Source organism: Kitasatospora sp. NPDC036934, assembly GCF_055608425.1.
The window spans coordinates 180,384-197,983 of the sequence record NZ_JBVJQR010000011.1 but is presented as its reverse complement, the minus strand read 5'-3'; the positions used below and the strand labels follow the sequence as shown (position 1 = coordinate 197,983).

At 71.8% G+C, this 17,600-nt stretch carries 19 protein-coding genes and 1 pseudogene; 12 read left to right on the top strand and 8 right to left on the bottom strand.

Going from position 1 to position 17,600, the window contains the following annotated elements; translation table 11 throughout:
* The first annotated feature begins 127 nt into the window (after positions 1 to 127).
* The 5 genes from ACZ7BZ_RS18930 to ACZ7BZ_RS18910 all read left to right on the top strand — a co-directional run bounded on the left by ACZ7BZ_RS18930 (position 128) and on the right by ACZ7BZ_RS18910 (position 4,764).
* Positions 128 to 574, top strand: coding sequence for a GntR family transcriptional regulator (locus ACZ7BZ_RS18930; RefSeq protein ID WP_470359263.1), 447 nt, complete (start codon positions 128 to 130; stop codon positions 572 to 574).
* Positions 574 to 1,497 carry an ATP-binding cassette domain-containing protein gene (locus ACZ7BZ_RS18925; protein WP_470359262.1) on the top strand — a complete coding sequence of 308 codons (924 nt, stop codon included), beginning with the start codon at positions 574 to 576 and terminating at the stop codon, positions 1,495 to 1,497. The genes ACZ7BZ_RS18930 and ACZ7BZ_RS18925 overlap by 1 nt, the downstream gene beginning before the upstream one ends.
* The gene (locus tag ACZ7BZ_RS18920; RefSeq protein ID WP_470359261.1) at positions 1,494 to 2,459 is read left to right on the top strand and encodes a hypothetical protein; all 966 of its coding nucleotides are present in this window, start codon (positions 1,494 to 1,496) and stop codon (positions 2,457 to 2,459) included. The genes ACZ7BZ_RS18925 and ACZ7BZ_RS18920 overlap by 4 nt, the downstream gene beginning before the upstream one ends.
* A gap of 119 nt (positions 2,460 to 2,578) precedes the next feature.
* A complete protein-coding gene (locus ACZ7BZ_RS18915; RefSeq protein WP_470359260.1) occupies positions 2,579 to 3,421 on the top strand; it encodes a chitosanase in 843 nt (280 codons plus the stop codon).
* Between the two features lie 242 nt (positions 3,422 to 3,663).
* Positions 3,664 to 4,764, top strand: coding sequence for a sugar ABC transporter substrate-binding protein (locus tag ACZ7BZ_RS18910; protein WP_470359259.1), 1,101 nt, complete (start codon positions 3,664 to 3,666; stop codon positions 4,762 to 4,764).
* 79 nt (positions 4,765 to 4,843) lie between these two features.
* Here ACZ7BZ_RS18910 and ACZ7BZ_RS18905 read toward each other — a convergent pair.
* The 4 genes and pseudogenes from ACZ7BZ_RS18905 to ACZ7BZ_RS18890 form a co-directional block, all read right to left on the bottom strand.
* Positions 4,844 to 4,969, bottom strand: a pseudogene (locus tag ACZ7BZ_RS18905) (3-hydroxyacyl-CoA dehydrogenase family protein); the annotation flags it as partial.
* Positions 4,970 to 5,751: 782 nt separating this feature from the next.
* Positions 5,752 to 6,252 (bottom strand): hypothetical protein, encoded by a 501-nt coding sequence (locus ACZ7BZ_RS18900; RefSeq protein ID WP_470359258.1) that lies wholly within the window; start codon positions 6,250 to 6,252, stop codon positions 5,752 to 5,754.
* A 683-nt stretch (positions 6,253 to 6,935) separates the two neighbouring features.
* Positions 6,936 to 8,120 (bottom strand): helix-turn-helix domain-containing protein, encoded by a 1,185-nt coding sequence (locus ACZ7BZ_RS18895; RefSeq protein WP_470359257.1) that lies wholly within the window; start codon positions 8,118 to 8,120, stop codon positions 6,936 to 6,938.
* A 99-nt stretch (positions 8,121 to 8,219) separates the two neighbouring features.
* Entirely contained in the window at positions 8,220 to 8,852 is a 633-nt protein-coding gene (locus ACZ7BZ_RS18890) for an HAD family hydrolase (protein ID WP_470359256.1), read from the bottom strand.
* A gap of 90 nt (positions 8,853 to 8,942) precedes the next feature.
* On the opposite strand from ACZ7BZ_RS18890, the gene ACZ7BZ_RS18885 reads away from it, so the two are divergent.
* A complete protein-coding gene (locus ACZ7BZ_RS18885) occupies positions 8,943 to 9,128 on the top strand; it encodes a hypothetical protein (protein ID WP_470359255.1) in 186 nt (61 codons plus the stop codon).
* A 95-nt stretch (positions 9,129 to 9,223) separates the two neighbouring features.
* Positions 9,224 to 9,751: a hypothetical protein gene (locus ACZ7BZ_RS18880; protein ID WP_470359254.1), complete on the top strand. Its 528-nt coding sequence runs from the start codon at positions 9,224 to 9,226 to the stop codon at positions 9,749 to 9,751.
* Positions 9,752 to 9,966: 215 nt separating this feature from the next.
* Here the strand turns inward: ACZ7BZ_RS18880 and ACZ7BZ_RS18875 are convergent, their stop codons facing one another.
* A complete protein-coding gene (locus ACZ7BZ_RS18875) occupies positions 9,967 to 10,836 on the bottom strand; it encodes a 3-hydroxybutyryl-CoA dehydrogenase (RefSeq protein ID WP_380462176.1) in 870 nt (289 codons plus the stop codon).
* A 283-nt stretch (positions 10,837 to 11,119) separates the two neighbouring features.
* On the opposite strand from ACZ7BZ_RS18875, the gene ACZ7BZ_RS18870 reads away from it, so the two are divergent.
* On the top strand, positions 11,120 to 11,938 hold the full coding sequence (locus ACZ7BZ_RS18870; protein WP_470359253.1) for an SDR family NAD(P)-dependent oxidoreductase: 819 nt from the start codon (positions 11,120 to 11,122) through the stop codon (positions 11,936 to 11,938).
* A gap of 109 nt (positions 11,939 to 12,047) precedes the next feature.
* On the opposite strand, the gene ACZ7BZ_RS18865 is transcribed toward ACZ7BZ_RS18870, so the two are convergent.
* Positions 12,048 to 12,947, bottom strand: coding sequence for a polysaccharide deacetylase family protein (locus ACZ7BZ_RS18865; RefSeq protein WP_470359252.1), 900 nt, complete (start codon positions 12,945 to 12,947; stop codon positions 12,048 to 12,050).
* A gap of 220 nt (positions 12,948 to 13,167) precedes the next feature.
* Between ACZ7BZ_RS18865 and ACZ7BZ_RS18860 the strand changes: the two genes are divergently transcribed.
* The 3 genes from ACZ7BZ_RS18860 (at position 13,168) to ACZ7BZ_RS18850 (ending at position 15,297) form a co-directional block, all read left to right on the top strand.
* On the top strand, positions 13,168 to 14,064 hold the full coding sequence (locus ACZ7BZ_RS18860; RefSeq protein ID WP_470359251.1) for an SAM-dependent methyltransferase: 897 nt from the start codon (positions 13,168 to 13,170) through the stop codon (positions 14,062 to 14,064).
* Positions 14,065 to 14,194: 130 nt separating this feature from the next.
* A complete protein-coding gene (locus ACZ7BZ_RS18855; protein WP_470359250.1) occupies positions 14,195 to 14,752 on the top strand; it encodes an HD domain-containing protein in 558 nt (185 codons plus the stop codon).
* Positions 14,753 to 14,790: 38 nt separating this feature from the next.
* On the top strand, positions 14,791 to 15,297 hold the full coding sequence (locus ACZ7BZ_RS18850) for an FBP domain-containing protein (RefSeq protein ID WP_470359249.1): 507 nt from the start codon (positions 14,791 to 14,793) through the stop codon (positions 15,295 to 15,297).
* Between the two features lie 17 nt (positions 15,298 to 15,314).
* Here the strand turns inward: ACZ7BZ_RS18850 and ACZ7BZ_RS18845 are convergent, their stop codons facing one another.
* Both ACZ7BZ_RS18845 and ACZ7BZ_RS18840 read right to left on the bottom strand, forming a co-directional pair.
* Complete coding sequence (locus ACZ7BZ_RS18845) at positions 15,315 to 15,689, bottom strand: RNA-binding S4 domain-containing protein (RefSeq protein ID WP_380462182.1); 375 nt, start codon at positions 15,687 to 15,689, stop codon at positions 15,315 to 15,317.
* A gap of 50 nt (positions 15,690 to 15,739) precedes the next feature.
* Positions 15,740 to 16,144: a VOC family protein gene (locus tag ACZ7BZ_RS18840; RefSeq protein WP_380462183.1), complete on the bottom strand. Its 405-nt coding sequence runs from the start codon at positions 16,142 to 16,144 to the stop codon at positions 15,740 to 15,742.
* 82 nt (positions 16,145 to 16,226) lie between these two features.
* Between ACZ7BZ_RS18840 and ACZ7BZ_RS18835 the strand changes: the two genes are divergently transcribed.
* A complete protein-coding gene (locus ACZ7BZ_RS18835) occupies positions 16,227 to 17,438 on the top strand; it encodes a methyltransferase (protein WP_470359248.1) in 1,212 nt (403 codons plus the stop codon).
* Positions 17,439 to 17,600: the final 162 nt, after the last annotated feature.

The window sequence follows — 17,600 nt, the reverse complement described above, 5'->3', positions numbered from 1 at the left end:
GGAGAGGGCCCCACCCCTGCCGCGAGGCGGGGGTGGGGCCCTTCGGCGTTCCTTCCCGGCCCTCGCCGGCCCTTCCCCGCCCTCTCCGACTTGACGGCTCATCACGCGATCCTTTATCTCTTTACCTATGGAAGTAGATAAAGCTGAAGACCAGCCCTCGCCCATCGAGTTCCGCCTGGACCCGGCCTCCGGCGTCCCGACCTACCTGCAACTCGTGCAGCAGGTCGAACAGGCCTTGCGGATGGGCTGGTTGGCGGAGGGGGACCGGTTGCCCCGGGTGCGCGAGGTGGTCGCCGGGCTGGCGATCAACCCCAACACCGTGCTCAAGGCCTACCGGGAGCTGGAACACCGCGGCCTGGCGGCCGGTCGGCGCGGTCAGGGCACCTTCGTGCGCGGACTGCCCGCCGGAGTGGTGCCGCTGCGCGAACGGGCCGTGCTGCGGCGGGGCTTGCTGGACTGGATGCGCTCGGCGCGGTCCGCCGGGCTGGACGAAGGGGGGATGGTCGCGGTGTTCGAGGACGCGCTGCGCGACCTGCGCGAGGGGCGCGACGGGCGCGACGGGGTGGTGGCGTGATGACGACCGACACCGTGATCGACTGCGGCGGCATCGGCAAGCGCTACCGGCGCTCCTGGGCCCTGCGGGACTGCCACCTCGCCGTCCCGGCCGGGCACGTGGTGGCCCTGGTCGGCCCGAACGGCGCCGGCAAGACCACCCTGCTCAGCCTGGCCGCCGGTCTCACCCTGCCCAGCGAGGGCGCGATGACCGTCCTCGGTGACCAACTCCCGGGCTCGCCGAAGGCCCTGGACCGGATCGGCTTCGTCGCCCAGAACGCCGCGCTCTACCCCGGCCTGCCCGTACGCGACCTGCTCGCGATGGGCCGCCACCTCAACCGGCGCTGGGACGAGACCCGGGCGCGCACCCATCTGGACGGCCTCGGCATCCCGCTGGACCGCAAGTACGGCCGGCTCTCCGGCGGCCAGCAGGCCCAGGTCTCGCTCGCCCTGGCCCTCGCCAAGCGGCCCGAGCTGCTGCTCCTGGACGAGCCGTTGGCCGCGCTCGACCCGCTCGCCCGGCACGACTTCATGTCCGTGCTGCTCACGGCGGTGGCCGAGGACGGCCTCTCGGTGCTGTTCTCCTCGCACGCCGTCAACGAGCTGGAGCAGAGCTGCGACTACCTGGTGGTGCTGGCCGGCGGCCGGGTGCAGGTGACGGGGGAGGTGGACGACCTGATCGCCGACCACCGGATGCTCACCGGCCCGACCGCCGAGGCCGACGCCGTCGCCGAGCGCCTGCCGGTGGTCCGCGACCGCCGGGCCGGCAGCCAGTCCCACCTGCTGGTGCGCACCGGCGGACTGGACGCGCCGGTGTCCGGCGGCTGGTGCCAACAGCGCGTCGGCCTGGAGGAGTTGGTGCTCGCCTACCTGCGCGAGCCGAACGCCTCCGCCCTGCCCGGCCCGCGCGGGGCCGTCCGGACGAACCAGAAGGTACTGTCGTGAGCTCGATCGCCCTCGCCCCGCCCCGCTCCGCCGTCCTGCGGGCCGCCGGGCTGCGCCACCGGCCGGCGCTGCTGACCCTGCTGGCCGTGATGGGCGTGATCTCGCTCGTCCTGCTGGCGCACGGCTGGTACCTGCACGACGGCCTGGACCGCACCGGCGCGGGCTCCTGCGACCCGGCCACCGCCGCCTGTGCGGCGACGTTCAAGCGGTTCCTGCGCCAGTACGCCGACAGCATGCCGATGCTCGGCAGCGTCGCCTACGTCCTCGGCGGTGTCTTCGGCGCGTTCCTCGGCGGCCCGCTGCTGGCGCGGGAGTTCGAGCACGGCACGGTGCGCTTCGCCTGGACCCAGGGGGCCGGACGGACCCGCTGGACGGCGGGCGGCCTGGTGCTGGGCGGCGCGGTGCTGGCCGTGGTGGCGGCGTTGTTCGGGCTGGTGCTGCGCTGGTGGAGCGTGCCGCTGGAGCTCATGGGCGGACAGTTCCACCCGGACCTCTTCGTGGAGGCGCCGCCAGTGCTGATCGGCCGGGTGCTGGTGGCCTTCGGGGTCGCGGCGCTGGCCGGCGCGGTGCTGCGTCGCACCGTGTTCGCGGTGGGCCTCGGCCTGGTGGCCTCGGTCGCCCTGCCGTTCCTCGCCCAGGCCGTGCGCTCGCACTACATGACCCCGCTGGACGAGCCGGTGCGCGCCATCACGTCGCTGGCGACGGACGACCGTTGGGTGCTGAGCGTCTGGTACTCCGACCCGGCGGGGAACCGGCTCTCCGAGTCCGAGTTCTACCACCTCGGCGGTGATTACGACCGTCTGCAGTCCCTTGTGCACGACGGCGGCTACACCATGCACGAGGTGTACCAACCGGCCGACCGGTTCTGGCCGTTCCAGTGGATCGAGTTCGGCTGGACGACCCTGCTCGCCGTGGCCCTGTGCGCGGCGGCGGTCTGGTGGGTGCGCCGCCGGGCGGTCTGACCTGCACCGTTCGCAGCTCCTTGAAGTCGCATTGTCAAAACCCTTGCGGGACCGGGGTTCCTGGGCGTTTCCTTCTCGTTAGGAAGGTTTCCTAACCTACGAGGAACCGGAGCGTCCCCATGCGTCCTCAGCCCCGTCGCACCCTCCGCATAGCCCTCGCCGCCGCCCTGGTGGCCGCGCCCCTGACCGTCGCGGCCACCTCGGCCGCCCAGGCCGCGCCCGCGCCCGCAACGTCCGTCCAGCTCAAGGGCGTCGGCCTCGACGACCCGCACAAGAAGGACATCGCGATGCAGCTGGTGTCCAGTGCCGAGAACTCCTCGCTGGACTGGAAGGCCCAGTACAAGTACATCGAGGACATCGGTGACGGCCGCGGCTACACCGCCGGCATCATCGGGTTCTGTTCCGGCACCGGCGACATGCTGGACCTGGTCCAGCACTACGCCGACCTCAAGCCCGGCAACGTCCTCGCCAAGTACCTGCCCGCGCTGAAGAAGGTCAACGGCAGCGCCTCGCACTCCGGCCTCGGCACCCCGTTCGTCAAGGACTGGGCCACCGCCGCCAAGGACCCGGTCTTCCAGCAGGCCCAGAACGACGAGCGCGACCGGGTGTACTTCAACCCCGCCGTCAACCAGGCCAAGGCCGACGGTCTGCGCGCGCTCGGCCAGTTCGCCTACTACGACGCCATCGTGATGCACGGCCCCGGCGACAGCTCGGACAGCTTCGGCGGCATCCGCGCGGCCGCCATGAAGAAGGCCAGGACGCCCGCCCAGGGCGGCGACGAGGCCACCTACCTCAAGGCCTTCCTGGACGCCCGCAAGGTGGTCATGAAGAAGGAGGAGGCGCACTCCGACACCAGCCGGGTCGACACCGAGCAGTCGGTGTTCCTCAACGCCAAGAACTTCGACCTCAACCCGCCGCTCAAGTGGAAGGTCTACGGCGACAGTTACAGCATCAACAGCTGACGCCGAGGTCGGCGCGGTGGCGGGAGCCCGTTCCCCGGGTCTCCCGCCATCTCGGCATTCGGTCCCCCCCCGCGAACAACCCAAGGAACTGTGAAAGTCCTGTTCATCCCATAACGAATCGAGCAGGGGCATAACGAACGATCCCTCCCGCATTGACGCATTCGCACGGTGGCGCTTGACTCCGTCCCCTGCCGCAGGGTTGCGGCGCCGTACAGGAGGCACCACCGATCATGATCAGACCCATGCGTCTCGCGGCCACGGGCACAGCCGCCGTGTCGCTCGCACTCGCCCTCACGGCCTGCGGCCAGACGGTGGCGGGCCAGACGCCGGCGGCCGGCGGAGGCGGGGGCGGAGGTGGGGGCGGAGGTGGCGAGGGCATCGGTCTGCTGCTGCCGGAGAGCACGTCCTCCACCCGGTACGACGCGTTCGACAAGCCCCTGATCGAGCAGACGGTGACCGGCCTCTGCGCCAAGTGCACGGTGAGCTACGCCAACGCGGGCGGCGACGCCACCGCTCAGAAGAAGCAGTTCGACGACATGCTCGCCAAGGGCGTGAAGGTCATCCTGCTCGACCCGGTCGACGCCAAGCTCACCGCCCCGTGGGTGGACGCCGCCAACGCCAAGGGCGTGAAGGTCGTCGCCTACGACCGGCTGGCCCAGGGCAAGGTCGCCGCGTACGTCTCCTTCGACAACCAGCAGACCGGTCAGCTCCAGGGCCAGTCCCTGCTCGACGCGCTCGGCCCGAAGGCCTCCTCGGCCAACGTCGTGATGATCGACGGCGCCGAATCCGACCCCAACGCGGCGCAGTTCAAGGCGGGCGCGCACCTGGCACTGGACGGCCGGGTCAAGATCGCCTTCGAGCAGTCCGGCGAGTGGAAGCCGGACGTGGCCACGGAGAAGACGAACGAGGCCATCCAGAGCCTCGGGAAGAACGGCATCCAGGCCGTCTACGTCGCGAACGACGGCATGGCCGCCGCCGTCATCGAGGCCCTGAAGGCAGCCGGCATCAAGAACGTGCCGGTCGGCGGCCAGGACGCCTCCCTCGACGCGGTCCGCCGGGTGCTCACGGGCGAGCAGGCGTACACCATCTACAAGCCGTACAAGCCCGAGACCGATGCGGCGGGCAGCATCGCCGTCCAGCTGGCCGAGGGCATGGACATCAGCACGACCGCCTCCACACTCACCGACAGCGGCGGGCTGAAGATCCCCTCGCTGCTGCTCACCCCGATCGTGGTGACCAAGTCGAAGGTGGAGGCCACGGTCGTCGGCGGCGGGCTCTACAAGGCGTCCGACATCTGCACCCAGCAGTACGCGGAGGCCTGCGCGCAGGCCGGGGTCAAGTAGCGCGGTCCGTCAGGCAGTCGCAAAGGGGCGCGCCCGTACCGGAGGCCGGTACGGGCGCGCGCGCCCCTTCCGTCGAGGCTCAGGCGCTCGCGGTGTAGTCGTAGAAGCCGCGGCCGGACTTGCGGCCCAGCAGCCCGGCGTCGACCATCCGGGACAGCAGCGGGGGAGCGGCGTACAGCGGCTCCTTGTACTCGTCGTACATGGCTTCCGTGTGGGCGATGGTGCGGGTGGAAGGGCTGCCGGGTTGATGCTGGCCCAGAAAATGGCTCTGACCTGCATAGATGTTCTTTGACGTACTGAGACGTACTGTGCCTCTGCTTGAACCAGTGGACCTCTACCCTGGCTCTACGCAGCACCAGACTCTATGGATTCTCCCCGGACGGCTGCTGTGCCTGCGGCCTCATGCAGGGCGTCCCCGGCCTGTACGGCCAGCCATGGCGAGCCGCCGCGGGCAGCGGCACCTGGGCACTACGGCCGGCCAGGAGTCGGTGCTACTCCGTCGGCGGCGGGGTCGGCGGCGGCGGGGTGTTCGGGCCAGCCGGGGGCGCCTTCGGCCCCCCGATCCCTCCGGACCCTCCCGATGCCGGGTTCTGTCCGTCGTCGTGCATCTCGTCCTCCTCCTCTAGCGCCGCCAGCACCTCGGCCGACGGCGGGAACTGGGGGTGGCGCTTCTCCGTCGGAGACGCAGCTCCCCGACGGCGACCGGGCCAACGGCCCTGCCGGTCATACGGGACAACACCGCTCATGGCGTCCTCTCCAGATCGGAATCGGGGACCAACCATCGTCGCCCTCCCGTGCCGACGACCGCTGGCGTTCAGCGGGAATGGCGGCGTGGACGTACTCCTCGTGCGCGGCCCGGACAGCCCCTGTGGCCGTCGACCAACTCCCTGCGCTCGTCCACCGTGGCCACCAGGCGCCCGTACACCTCGGCCCCGCAGCCCACGCACGTGCCCTTCGTCATCACGGCCGGGGTCCCGCCAGCGGAGGTCACGCGCCAGCCGGTTTTAGCGGAAGACTGCGGTACCCGGCGAGGTTCACCCGCGCGCGGATCCAGGCGTCAGCGGTGTCCCGAACCGAGAACTCGAGTGGCCGGCCGCCGGTACCGGCATGCACCAGCCAGCCGGTCCCGGCGTCGCGAATCCCCCACCGATGCTGGCCGGGGCGGGCGGTCGGCAGCTCCTCGATGGTGTACCGGTCGGCGACCCGCTGGGCGTGGGTCAGCCCGTCGCCGTGACTCACCCGGACGATGGCCGTGTGGCCGTCGGCCAGGGCGATCGGCACATCCGTGACCGCGTCACCGCCCATCCAGCGCTCAAGGTCGTCCGCGCGGCCAGAGCCGAACATCCGCTCCATCGCGCGACGTTGACGCTCGTCCATCGGGAGCGAGCCCACCACTTGCCATAGCGTGTCCAGGGCCTGCAGCGCAGGCTGGGTGACGCGCTCCAGGTGGCCGTCCACCGCAACCGTCAGAGTGCCATCGAGGTTCATGCCCCGTCTCCTGCAGCGTCATGGAACGGTTGACTCAGCGCGTCCGTCGCGACGGCACAGGGCCACAGGGTGTCGCAGCGCACGCACTGGCCGGCGGCGCTACGGTGCTCGTCAAACCGCATACGGGCAGTCGCCGCGTCAGCGTGGTGCTGGGCGGGCCTGCGGGGCGACCGGAGGCGGCCGCGCGGGTCGATGTTCACGAGATCGGCAGTACTCACGTGGTACCTCCCGGTAGATGTCGGCCGCACGCGCAGCCGGTGGCGAGGCAGAGGCAGGTCAGGACGGCGACGCGGGCCTCGTCGCGGATGCCACCCGGGCACCCGTGGTGGGCGCGGAACAGGCACTCCGCGCTGACGTACCGGCCGGCGGGGCGGACAATGAGCGTGATCACGATGCTGTCCGACGATGGTGGCCAGCTGACGACGGCCGTCACGACTCGCCCTCCAGGCACGCCGGGGGGCACCGGCCAGCGAGCGGCGCCGTCGTCTCGCCGGTCGACGTGTAGACGTGACCGGCCCTGACCATCGGCAGCTCGGGCGACCCGCAGATAATGCACGCCTCCCCATGAAGTCGAGTGGGGCTTATCGACCCCGATTCGACAATCTCCGGGGTTGGTGTCGCTGTCATGCTCCTAAGCGTCCCCGGCGGCTACCCCCGAAAGTGCCACAACCTGTGGCACTTCATCAGACGGCCTTGGCCCACCGAGCGAACTGAAGTAGCTGCTCGTCCCGGCCGCGCGACAGCCTGACCATCGTCGCCAACTCGGCCCGAACTTGGCCATGCTCACGGACGTGCTGCGGCGCGATTCGCCGCGCGACCAGCAATGATTCCTTCGCGTGCTGCGGACGTCCAAGGAGCATCTGGGCTCGCCCGAGGTCGATGTAGTAGTGACTCCTACGTTCCGCTGGCAGATACTGCGGAGGCGCCCAACGGCCCGCCGCGTCTACCGCCTCCCGAAGATCTTGCGGCTCGCCCAGCTCCACTGCCACCGACAACCGGTGGATCTCCAGGCTGTCCGGCCCTACTGCGGTGCCGTCGTAGAGCCGCTCCCGCACCCGCTGTGCAAGCGCCTCCGCATCCCGCAGATGCTCACGCGCCTCGTCCGAGAGTCGCATCCGGCCGGCCGCGACCGCCGCGCGCATGTGCAGGGCGGCAGCAGCCGCAGCGAGCGGCTCCGTCGTCGGCGTCGGCATTCGATCGACGGCGGCCCGGAGCGAACGAAGGCCGGGACCGAGCCGGTCGGCGGAGAAGTAGATCTCCATGCGGACGTACGCCGCGGCAGCTTCGAGGGCTGGGTCGGCGGCGATCGAGGCTGCCCACCTCATCAGCTCGACCAGCCGGGCCGAGAGGTCGCCGTAGCCGTACTTGTAGGCCACCGCGTCCGCCGACCTCACGGCCAGCGCGAGGAGACGGGCGGCCTGTTCGCGCTCAATGCCCCGGGCCTGGTCGACAGCACGGAACAACTCGCCGAGTAGCTGCGGCATCTGCTCGGCGAGGTGCGCGTACTGCGACTGCACGCGGTCCTCGACCGCCCGATCGACATCGGCCGCAAGTTGCTCCAGCGGACGGACCCGGCCGTCGTCGGGCAGGTCGTAGGTGGCGATCACGCGCTGCAGCTCGGGGATGGCCTCGTGCACCCTGCTGTCGGTACGACCAGGGCCCCCCAGGAGATCCTCCGGGGTGCGGCCCAGGGCGCGGGCCAACGCATCCAGAACCCCGTCACCTGGTGACCGTTCGCTGCCCTCGACCTTGCGGATCGTGCTGTACGAGACGCCGGACAGCTCCTCCAGCCGACGCCGAGTCAACCCAGCAGCGAGGCGGGCAGTTTCGATTCGCTGACCGAGTGCGACAGCAGTCGTTCCGGGCATGCTCTGGGCTCCGTTCCGTGGTCGCACTCGGGACGGTACCGGCGCCGTACGTGCGCTGGGCGAAGTCGCCCCGGTGGCCACGCCGCCGGGCGGGTCCTGCTAGTCGCCGACCAGCAGGTCGGCCAGCTCGATCAGCGAGTTCACAGTCCAGTCCGCATCCGGCGCGCTGGAGGTGAGGCCGATTGGGCCGCGGCGAAGGTGTGCAGCGCGGAGCCCGGCGGTCAGCGCAGGTACGACGTCGTTTGCCGGGTGGTCGCCGACGTACACGATCTCGTCTGGCCGCCCTGGTGCCCACTCGATGACCCGCTCGAAGAACCGGGCGCTCGGCTTGGAGACGCCCCATTCACCGGACGTGGCGACGGCGTCGGCCGGCAGGCCGAGGCCGCGTAGCAGGGCGCTGACCCCGGAGTTCTGGTTTCCTGCGATCCCCACCCACAGCCCAGCTTCCTGGAGCCGGGCCAGAGCCGGGCGAACGTCCGAGTAGAGGTCCGACTCCTCAAGGTGGTCCCCCTGGCCAGCTTCCTGCCGGGCCCGCCACTCTGCGGCCACGTCCACGCCAGGCCGGATGATGCGGATGGCGTCTGCGTTGTCACGGCCCTGAGCAAGTACCGACCCGACCAGGGCCGACATTGTGTGCGTGGGGGCGCCCAGCCAGCGGGCCCAATCACCCCAGTAGCGGGTATCGCTGGTCAACGTTTCGCCGATGTCGAACACCACAGAGCGAATGGGCATGGGCCGAGCCTACGGGAGTCTGCTGATCGATCTCTTGTTCCGGATGACCTGCTACCACTCCACGCTGCCGCGTTGGAGGCCGACCGGGCGATGACCACCACCGGCGAGGCCGGCGGAGACGTGGACGCAGCCCGGGACACATACGTCACCGCAGCCCTGGCCCTGCGCGCACACCCCATCTGGGAAGAAGCCCGCACTGCGGCCTGCTACGCGCAGACCTGGCAAGCCAGCCTCGACGCGGCCAAGGCCCACCTCGACGGCGACGTCGCGGCCTGACCCGCTTGGTCACAGCTCGGCCAAACCGTCCCCAGACGGTACAGTCGCGCCGATACGGTCCCCCTCACCACCCGCACCACGTCCCAGGGGGGACCATGCGCCGCACCACCCTCACCCTCCTCACCGCCAGCCTCCTCGCCGCAACCGCCGCCTGCTCCAGCAGCATTACGACCAACGGCAGCACGGCCCCGGCGACGGCACCCGCAGCCGGTACCGCAGCCGCGCCCGCGAGCCCGAAGGAAGCCCCGCCCGCCGCCCCGGACGCTGCCACCATCGCCGCCAAGATCAAGAAGGCGATCCCGACCGCCAAGAGCACCACGGACATCACCGCAGCCGACGACCCGAACAAGCTGCTGGGCCGGCCCCACCAATACACGAGCGCAACTGTCATCACTGACAGCCGCATCGAAGACGCCAACGCGTCAGGCGCCGACCGCGGCGCCACCATCGAAACCTTCGCCAACCCTGAGGACGCCAAGGCCCGTGCCGCCTACATCGAGGCCATCGGCAAGGCGCAGCCGATCTTCGCCGAGTACGACTACGTCCACGGCACGGTGCTCGTGCGCGTCGCCAAAGCACTGACGCCGGACCAGGCCGCCGAGTACGACAAGGCCGCAGGCTGAGAGCACGACGAAGCGCCCCCGCCCGGCAGGCACGTGGCCGGGCGGGGGCGCGGTGGTGTCAGGGGTGGAGTGCCGCGTACACGGCCGCAGCAGCGCCAGCGAGGCCACCCAGGGCACCGACGGTCGGCAGAGGCAAGCCGGTCGGAGCTGACAGCTCGTCGACCGGGTCGCTTCGCCGCCGTTGGCAGCAGGCTGCCGGGCGGCATTAGTGCAGGTCAGGCGCTCGCGGTGTAGTCGTAGAAGCCGCGGCCGGACTTGCGGCCCAGCAGCCCGGCGTCGACCATCCGGGACAGCAGCGGGGGAGCGGCGTACAGCGGCTCCTTGTACTCGTCGTACATCGACTCGGCGATCGACACGATGGTGTCCAGGCCGATCAGGTCGCACAGCCGCAGCGGGCCCATCGGGTGGGCGCAGCCGGCCTCCATGCCCTTGTCGATGTCCGAGGCGGTGGCCACGCCCGACTCGAACATCCGCACCGCGGACAGCAGGTACGGCACGAGCAGCGCGTTGACCACGAAGCCGGCCCGGTCGCGGGCGCGGATCGGCTCCTTGGCGAGCACCTGGGTGGCGAAGGCCTCGACCCGCTCGGTGGTGGTCGCCGAGGTGGTCAGGGTCGGGATGACCTCGACCAGCTTCTGCACCGGCGCCGGGTTGAAGAAGTGCAGGCCGATGACCTGCTCCGGGCGGGAGGTGGCGGCGGCCAGCTTCACGATCGGGATCGAGGAGGTGTTGGAGGCCAGGATGGCGTCCCGGCGCTCGACCACCTGGTCCAGCGTCTGGAAGATCTGGACCTTGACGTCCTCGCGCTCGGCGACCGCTTCGACCACCAGGTCGCGGTCGGCGAAGTCGGACAGGTCGGTGGTGAAGGACAGCCGGGCCATCGCCTCGTCCCGCAGCTCGGGGGTCAGCTTGCCGCGCTTGACCGCCGTCTCCAGGGAGTTGGTCAGCCGGGTGCGCCCGAACTCCAGCGCCTCACCGCTGGCCTCCGACACCATGACGTCCAGCCCGGCCCGGGCGAAGACCTCGGCGATGCCCGACCCCATCAGGCCGCAGCCGACTACTCCGACGCGCGCGATGTCACTCACTCAGTTGCCCTTCGGTGGTGCTGGGGGTCGCCCAGCGAACTGGTGGCCCAGCGAGCTGCTGGTCAACGGGTCGGTGTACCGGAATGGGTGCACCGGTCACCGCCCCGACGACGTTACTACTCCGTACCGGCCAGTAGGTCACCCCCTCCCCGGCAGGGTGCCAGTCCGAAAGGCCCCCCGTACGGGTGAGGCCGCGCCGCCCGCGCGTGTGCCCGGACCCGCCGCCGGGCGCCGCCCGACAGAATGCCGCAGACGGGGGCCGGGGACCGGAAGGGAGCACGCGGTGCCGACGGGATCGCTCACAGGACAGGTCGCGCTGGTCACCGGCGGCGGCCGGGGCATCGGCCGGGAGATCGCCATCGGCCTGGCCGCCGAGGGCATGGCCGTCGGACTGGTCGGCCGCACCCACGAGACGCTGACCGAGACCCTCAAGGAGTGCGTCAGGCACGGCTCCCGGGGCGTCGCCGTCACCGCCGACGTCTGCCGCCCCGGCTCGGTGCGCGAGGCCGTCCGGCTGGTCGAGCGCGACCTCGGCCCGATCGACCTGCTGGTGAACAACGCCGGCCTGGTCGACCGCGCCGAGGTGCCGCTGTGGGAGACCGACCCCAACCAGTGGTGGCAGGTGATCGAGACCAACCTGCGCGGCCCCTACAACCTGCTGCGCTGCGTGCTGCCCGGCATGGTCGCCCGCCGCCACGGCCGGGTGGTCAACCTCAACTCCGGTTTCGCGCTGCGCCCGGACGGCGACTACACCGCGTACGCGACCTCCAAGGGCGCGCTGCTCCAGCTCTCCGACAACATGGCGGACTCGCTGGCCCGGCACGACGTCGTGGTGCTGGACATCAGCCCCGGTGCGGTGGCCACCGACATGACCGCGGGGATGCCGATGTTCCGGGACATGAAGGAGTGGGGCTCGATCCCGTACATGGTCGCGGTCACCGTGGACGCCGCCCGCGGCCGCTTCGACGCGCTGCACGGGCGGTTCATCCACGCGGGGCGGGACGACCTGGAGGAGCTGGTCGCCCGGGCCGGCGAGATCCGCGCGGCGGACGCCCGGACGCTGCGGCTGCGCCCGTACAAGGACGACGACCCGATGGTCTGACCGGCGGATCCGGTCAGGCGCTCAGGCGCTCAGGCGCCCTGCGGTTCGGCCGGTCTGCTGCCCTGCCGCTCAGGCGCCCTGCGGTTCGGCCGGTCTGCTGCCCTGCCGCTCAGGCGCACAGCTGGCTGGCGGTGACCGGCTTGAGCCCCGCCTTCGCCAGCCCGTCCAGGATCGCCGGGAGCGCGTCGATGGTGCACTGGTGGCCCATGTGCAGGGCCACCACCGAGCCGCCGCGCACCGCGTTCAGCACCCGGCGCTGCAGCTCGGCGGCGCTCGGGTCGTTGTAGTCGCGCGGGTCGACGTCGAAGGACAGCACGTGCTCGTAGCCGACGGCCTTGGCCTGATCGCCCACCATCGAGGTGGCGTACTGCGCGGCGGACGGGCGGAACCAGCGGCCGATCGAGCCGGTCAGCTGCCGCAGCCGGTCGGCGCACTGGGCGATCTCGGCGCGGGCCTGGTCCGGCGTCATGGCGGAGATGTTGAGGTGGTTCTGGGTGTGGTTGCCCAGCTCGTGGCCGCTGTCCAGGATCCGCCGGGCCATCTGCGGCTGCTGGTCCAGCCAGCTGCCGACCGCCATCACGGTCAGCTTGACGCCGCGCTGCTCGGCGGCCTCCAACAGGGCGGTGGCGAGCTTCGGGTCGCCGCTGCCGTGGCAGGTGAGCGCCACGTTCTTGCCGGAGCGCGGCCCGTGCACCACCTCGAACGGGGTGCCGCCCGCCAGTGGCGTCAGTACGGGCGGGGTCGGGGTCGCGGCGGCGGCCGGGGTCGGCCCGGCGTCGGGCTGCGGCCCGGTCGGGGTGGGCGGGGCCGGGGAGGCGGGCCCCTCACCGCCGTTCCAAGCCGGGTCGGTGAGGTGCTGGGGGTCGACGCTGCCGGGGTGCGCGGCGAGCGCCCCGGTGTCGGCCCGGCGGGGCGTGCCGTTGTCGCAGGAGGTGAGGAGCCCTCCCGCGGCTGACAGGGCGGCCAGCTTGGCGGCGGTGCGCAGTACGGTGCGGCGGTCGGCAGTCATCGGCAGCCAGCATAGAGAGGACGGCCCCGCCCGGCGATCCGGAGCCGCCGCCCGGGGCCGCCCTCCGCTACCGCGTTTGACGTGCACACACTCCGCTGTCCGGGTCTTGCGTAAACCTGAACTCCCGCTGTTTCCACGGCGGGTCCTTGGATACGATCACGGCGCACCGCGTGTTACGGGGCAGTAGGCACCTTCCGGCATTGCGCATTGGGGGCGGAACATGATGCACGAGGACACCGCGGCCGTCGACCAGGACGCCCGCACCGGCTGGGAGTGGGCCAGGGCCGATGACTGGCAGCCGCCGAGCGAGCTCGACACCGGCATCCCGCACACCGCCCGGATGTACGACTACTACCTGGGCGGCAAGGACAACTTCGAGGCCGACCGCAAGGCCGCCCAGGCCGCGATAGCCGCCTACCCGGCACTGCCACTGCTGGCCCGCACCAACCGGCAGTTCCTCGGCCGGGCCGTCGAGTTCGCCGCGGGCCGGGGGATCCGCCAGTTCGTCGACATCGGCACCGGCATCCCGGCCGTCGGCTCCACCAACGAGGTCGCCCAGCGGGTCGCCCCGGACGCCCGGGTGGTCTACGTCGACAACGACCCGATCGTCGCCACCCACGCCCGCGCCCTGCTGGCCGGCCGCCCCGCCGGGCGCACCTCGGTCATCGAGGCCGACCTGCGCGACCCCGAGGCGATCCTGCGCCACCCCGAGCTCGGCGGCGCCGTCGACCTCTCCCAGCCCGTCGCGCTGATGCTCGTCGCCGTCCTGCACTTCATCCGGGACGAGGAAGGCGCCCAGCGGATCGTCCGCACCCTGCGCGACGCGCTCGCCCCCGGCAGCGCCCTGATCCTCTCCCACGGCAGCCCGGACTTCGCCTCCCGGGAGAGCGCCGCCGAGGGCACCCGGATCTACAAGAGCGCCAGTGCCCCGCTGGTGCTGCGGCCCCGGGCCGGCGTCGAACCCTTCTTCGGCGACTTCGAGTTCGTCGGCCCCGGTCTCGTCCAACTCCCGCTCTGGCGCCCCACCGCGGGCCACATCCGCACCACCGAACTGCCCGAGGGCTGGCAGGACGTCTCCGCCTACGCGGGCGTCGCGCTCAAGCCGCTCAAGCCGTGACGCGGCCCGGCGCCACCGTCAAGCCGTGACGGGGTGGCCGGTCCCGGCACCTCCCTCCTGTGCCGGGACCGACCACCGCAGACTACGTACGGGCACTGACAACCCATCACCCCGGCGAGTACCCTGCGGCGTGACCACCGAACTGCCGCCCCTGCCCGCCGGGGCCGCCGAGCTGCTGCGGGCCGTCGAGGCCCCGCCCCGACTGGTCGCCCACCTCGCGTTGGTGCACCAGGTCGCCGAGCGGATCGCCGGGTTCTGCGCCGCCGAGGGACTGGTCCTCGACCAGGAGGCCGTCCGGTTCGGCGCCGCCACCCACGACATCGGCAAGGTGGTCCACCCGGAGGAGCTCTCGACGCCCGGCTCTGCCCACGAACCGGCGGGCCACGCCCTGCTGTTGGCGCACGGCGTCCCCGAGCCGCTGGCCCGCTTCGCCCGTACCCACGCGAGCTGGACCGAGCCCGACACCACCACCGAGGACCTGCTGGTGAGCCTGGCTGACAAGGCCTGGAAGGACAAGCGCGTCCGCGACCTGGAGGACCGGGTGGTCGACCGGCTCGCCGCCGCCACCGGCCGGGAGCGCTGGGAGGCCTTCCTCGCCCTGGACGACCTGCTCACCCGGATCGGCGAGGACGCCCCGCGGCGGCTCGCCCTCCAGGCCGCGCACCCGGTACGGACCGGGCGGAATTGACGCGACAGGGCACGGCGGGCGGTGTTAGCTTCCGCGTCATGGAACCCCTCAGCGACCCCGAGATCCGCGCGTCCTTCGTCAACTGCTCCAAGGGCGAGGCCCGTCGACTCACGCTGCCCCGGGGCCTGGCCGAACTTCCCTGGGGGGACCTGGACTTCCTCGGCTGGCGGGACCAGGGCGCGCCCGACCGGGCGTACCTGGTGGCGCCGTACGGCGGCGAGCCGGTCGGCGTGACGCTGCGCTCGCCGATGGTCCGGCGCAGCCTGACCAAGACCAACGTCTGCTCGCTGTGCATCACCGCACACGCCGGGTCGGGCGTCGCGCTGCTGGCCGCCCGCCGGGCCGGGGCGTCCGGGCGCGAGGGCAACACCGTCGGCACGTACATCTGCGCCGACCTCGCCTGCTCGCTCTACGTCCGCGGACTGAAGAAGTCCGCCGCGGTGACCAGGCCGGACGAGTCGCTGCCGTTGGAGCAGCAGGTCGCCCGTACGGTGGGCAACCTCGACGCCTTCCTGGCCAGGGTGCTCACCGACACCGCGGCGTAGCCCAGGGCCGACGGCCGCTACCGGCCGCGCAGCTGGTCCAGGTCGCGGCGCTCCCGCTTGGTCGGGCGCCCGGCGCCGCGGTCCCGCTCGAAGGCGGTCGGGGTGAACTCGCGCGGCGGTCGCGGGGGGCTGTTGTCGGTCAGGCACTCCGCCGCGACCTGGGCGCCGACCCGCTTGCGGATCGGCTTGCGCACCACGACCACCCGCTCGTAGCCCTCCTCGCGGACCCGGACCTCGTCCCCGGCCCTGAGCGGCTGGGCGGGCTTGGCCCGCTCGCCGTTCACCCGGACGTGCCCGGCCTTGCAGGCGGCCGCCGCCAGCGAACGGGTCTTGGCCAGCCGGACCGACCAGACCCAGACGTCGACCCGCACGCTTCCCTCGTCCTCAGCCATCCCGCGAGCCTACCGAAGCCGCCGGACGGGCTCCGAGCGCCGGACGGGCCCTAAGCGGCGGACGGGACCTCCTGGACCGCCCAGCCGTTGCCGTCCGGATCGTTGAAGAACACGAAGTTGTTCCAGGCCTCGCCGTGCCCGTTCACCCGGGCCCCCGCGACGAAGTGCTGGACGGGGCTGACGGCCACGCCGCGCGCCGCGAGCTCCGCGTGTGCCTTCTCGATGTCCGGGACGACCAGCTGGAGGCCCTTCACCGAGCCGGGCGGGGATTCGATCACCCCGGTGCCCACCACGATCGAGCAGCGCGAGCCGGGCGGAGTCAGCTGGACCACTCGGACCCCGTCCCGCAGCCGGGTGTCGTGGTCCACGGTGAAGCCGGCCTGCTCCTCGTAGAAGAGCTTCGCGCGGTCCACATCGGCCACCGGGACCACCACGACTTCGAGTTTCCAGTCCATCGCCCTCACCCCTCTCGGTCGGGCCCTTCCAGTATCTGCCGAAACCGTTCCCCGGGGGACCTTCGGATAGCCTGAGAACACGATGAATCCGCAGACCACGCCCGCCTCGTCACCGTCAGCTACCACCTTCGAGACCCCCTGGGGCACCCTCGACCTCACCCGCTTCCCGGTGGACCCGCGCGAGCGGCTGCGGGCCTGGGACGCAGCCGACGAGTACCTGCTGCGACACCTCGCCGGCGCTGCCGACAGCGCCGGCGGCGCCGCCACCGAGCTGGCCGGCCGCCGGATCGCCGTCCTCGGCGACCGCTGGGGCGCGCTGGCCACCGCGCTGGCGCCGTACCAGCCGGTCCAGATCAGCGACTCCCACCTCGGCCGGCAGGCCACCCGGGAGAACCTCGCCCGGGCCGGCGCCGCCGTCGACGAGACCCGCCTGCGCACCACGCGGGACACCCCGCCGGAGCGGATCGACGTCCTGCTGGTGCGGGTGCCCAAGAGCCTGGCCCTGCTGGAGGACCAGCTGCACCGGCTCGCCCCGGCGGTCCACCCCGGCACCGTGGTGATCGGCACCGGGATGGTGACCGAGATCCACACCTCCACCCTCCAGCTGTTCGAGAGGGTTCTCGGCCCGACCCGCACCTCGCTCGCCGTCCGCAAGGCCCGGCTGATCTTCTGCACCCCCGACCCGGCGCTCGACCCCGGTCCCAACCCGTGGCCGCACCGCTACGCGCTGCCTCCGGACATCGGCGTCGCCGCCGGCCGTACCGTGGTCAACCACGCGGGCACCTTCTGCGCGGAGCGGCTCGACATCGGCACCCGCTTCTTCCTGACCCACCTGCCGACCCCGGCCCCCGGCGACCGGGTGGTCGACCTCGGTTGCGGCAACGGCGTGGTCGGTACGGCGGCGGCGCTCGCCGGGCCGGGCGCGGAGCTGGTGTTCGTGGACGAGTCCCACCAGGCGGTGGCCTCGGCCGAGGAGACCTTCCGCACCAACCTGGGCCCGGACGCCCCGGCCGAGTTCCGCACCGCGGACGCGCTCGACCCGGCGGTGTTCGCCCCCGGCTCGGTGGACCTGGTGCTCAACAACCCGCCGTTCCACACCCACCAGGCCACCACCGACGCCACCGCCTGGCGGATGTTCACCGGTGCCCGGCGGGCGCTGCGGCCCGGCGGTGAGCTGTGGGTGGTCGGCAACCGCCACCTGGGCTACCACGTCAAGCTGCGCAAGCTGTTCGGCAACTGCCAAGTCGTCGCCGGGAACCCCAAGTTCGTGGTGCTGCGGGCGGTCAAGCGGTAACCCGCGCGGCAGTTCAGCGGCGCTCTCCGCTCCGGGAGCCGGGCGACAACGGTTGCCCCGCGATCACCAACGCGATCGCCACCGCCAGAGCCATCGCGATCCCGTTACCCAGCCTTGCATGACTTTTCCTTCGCGCGTATATTCATGCCACGACAAAGGAGG

Bases quoted from the DNA above. Each gene is read 5' to 3' on its own strand.
- ACZ7BZ_RS18930 (WP_470359263.1), top strand. From the start codon at position 128: ATGGAAGTAGATAAAGCTGAAGACCAGCCCTCGCCCATCGAGTTCCGC.
- ACZ7BZ_RS18925 (WP_470359262.1), top strand. From the start codon at position 574: ATGACGACCGACACCGTGATCGACTGCGGCGGCATCGGCAAGCGCTAC.
- ACZ7BZ_RS18915 (WP_470359260.1), top strand. From the start codon at position 2,579: ATGCGTCCTCAGCCCCGTCGCACCCTCCGCATAGCCCTCGCCGCCGCC.
- ACZ7BZ_RS18910 (WP_470359259.1), top strand. From the start codon at position 3,664: ATGCGTCTCGCGGCCACGGGCACAGCCGCCGTGTCGCTCGCACTCGCC.
- ACZ7BZ_RS18900 (WP_470359258.1), bottom strand. From the start codon at position 6,252: ATGAACCTCGATGGCACTCTGACGGTTGCGGTGGACGGCCACCTGGAG.
- ACZ7BZ_RS18895 (WP_470359257.1), bottom strand. From the start codon at position 8,120: ATGCCCGGAACGACTGCTGTCGCACTCGGTCAGCGAATCGAAACTGCC.
- ACZ7BZ_RS18890 (WP_470359256.1), bottom strand. From the start codon at position 8,852: ATGCCCATTCGCTCTGTGGTGTTCGACATCGGCGAAACGTTGACCAGC.
- ACZ7BZ_RS18885 (WP_470359255.1), top strand. From the start codon at position 8,943: ATGACCACCACCGGCGAGGCCGGCGGAGACGTGGACGCAGCCCGGGAC.
- ACZ7BZ_RS18880 (WP_470359254.1), top strand. From the start codon at position 9,224: ATGCGCCGCACCACCCTCACCCTCCTCACCGCCAGCCTCCTCGCCGCA.
- ACZ7BZ_RS18865 (WP_470359252.1), bottom strand. From the start codon at position 12,947: ATGACTGCCGACCGCCGCACCGTACTGCGCACCGCCGCCAAGCTGGCC.
- ACZ7BZ_RS18860 (WP_470359251.1), top strand. From the start codon at position 13,168: ATGATGCACGAGGACACCGCGGCCGTCGACCAGGACGCCCGCACCGGC.
- ACZ7BZ_RS18850 (WP_470359249.1), top strand. From the start codon at position 14,791: ATGGAACCCCTCAGCGACCCCGAGATCCGCGCGTCCTTCGTCAACTGC.
- ACZ7BZ_RS18845 (WP_380462182.1), bottom strand. From the start codon at position 15,689: ATGGCTGAGGACGAGGGAAGCGTGCGGGTCGACGTCTGGGTCTGGTCG.
- ACZ7BZ_RS18840 (WP_380462183.1), bottom strand. From the start codon at position 16,144: ATGGACTGGAAACTCGAAGTCGTGGTGGTCCCGGTGGCCGATGTGGAC.
- ACZ7BZ_RS18835 (WP_470359248.1), top strand. From the start codon at position 16,227: ATGAATCCGCAGACCACGCCCGCCTCGTCACCGTCAGCTACCACCTTC.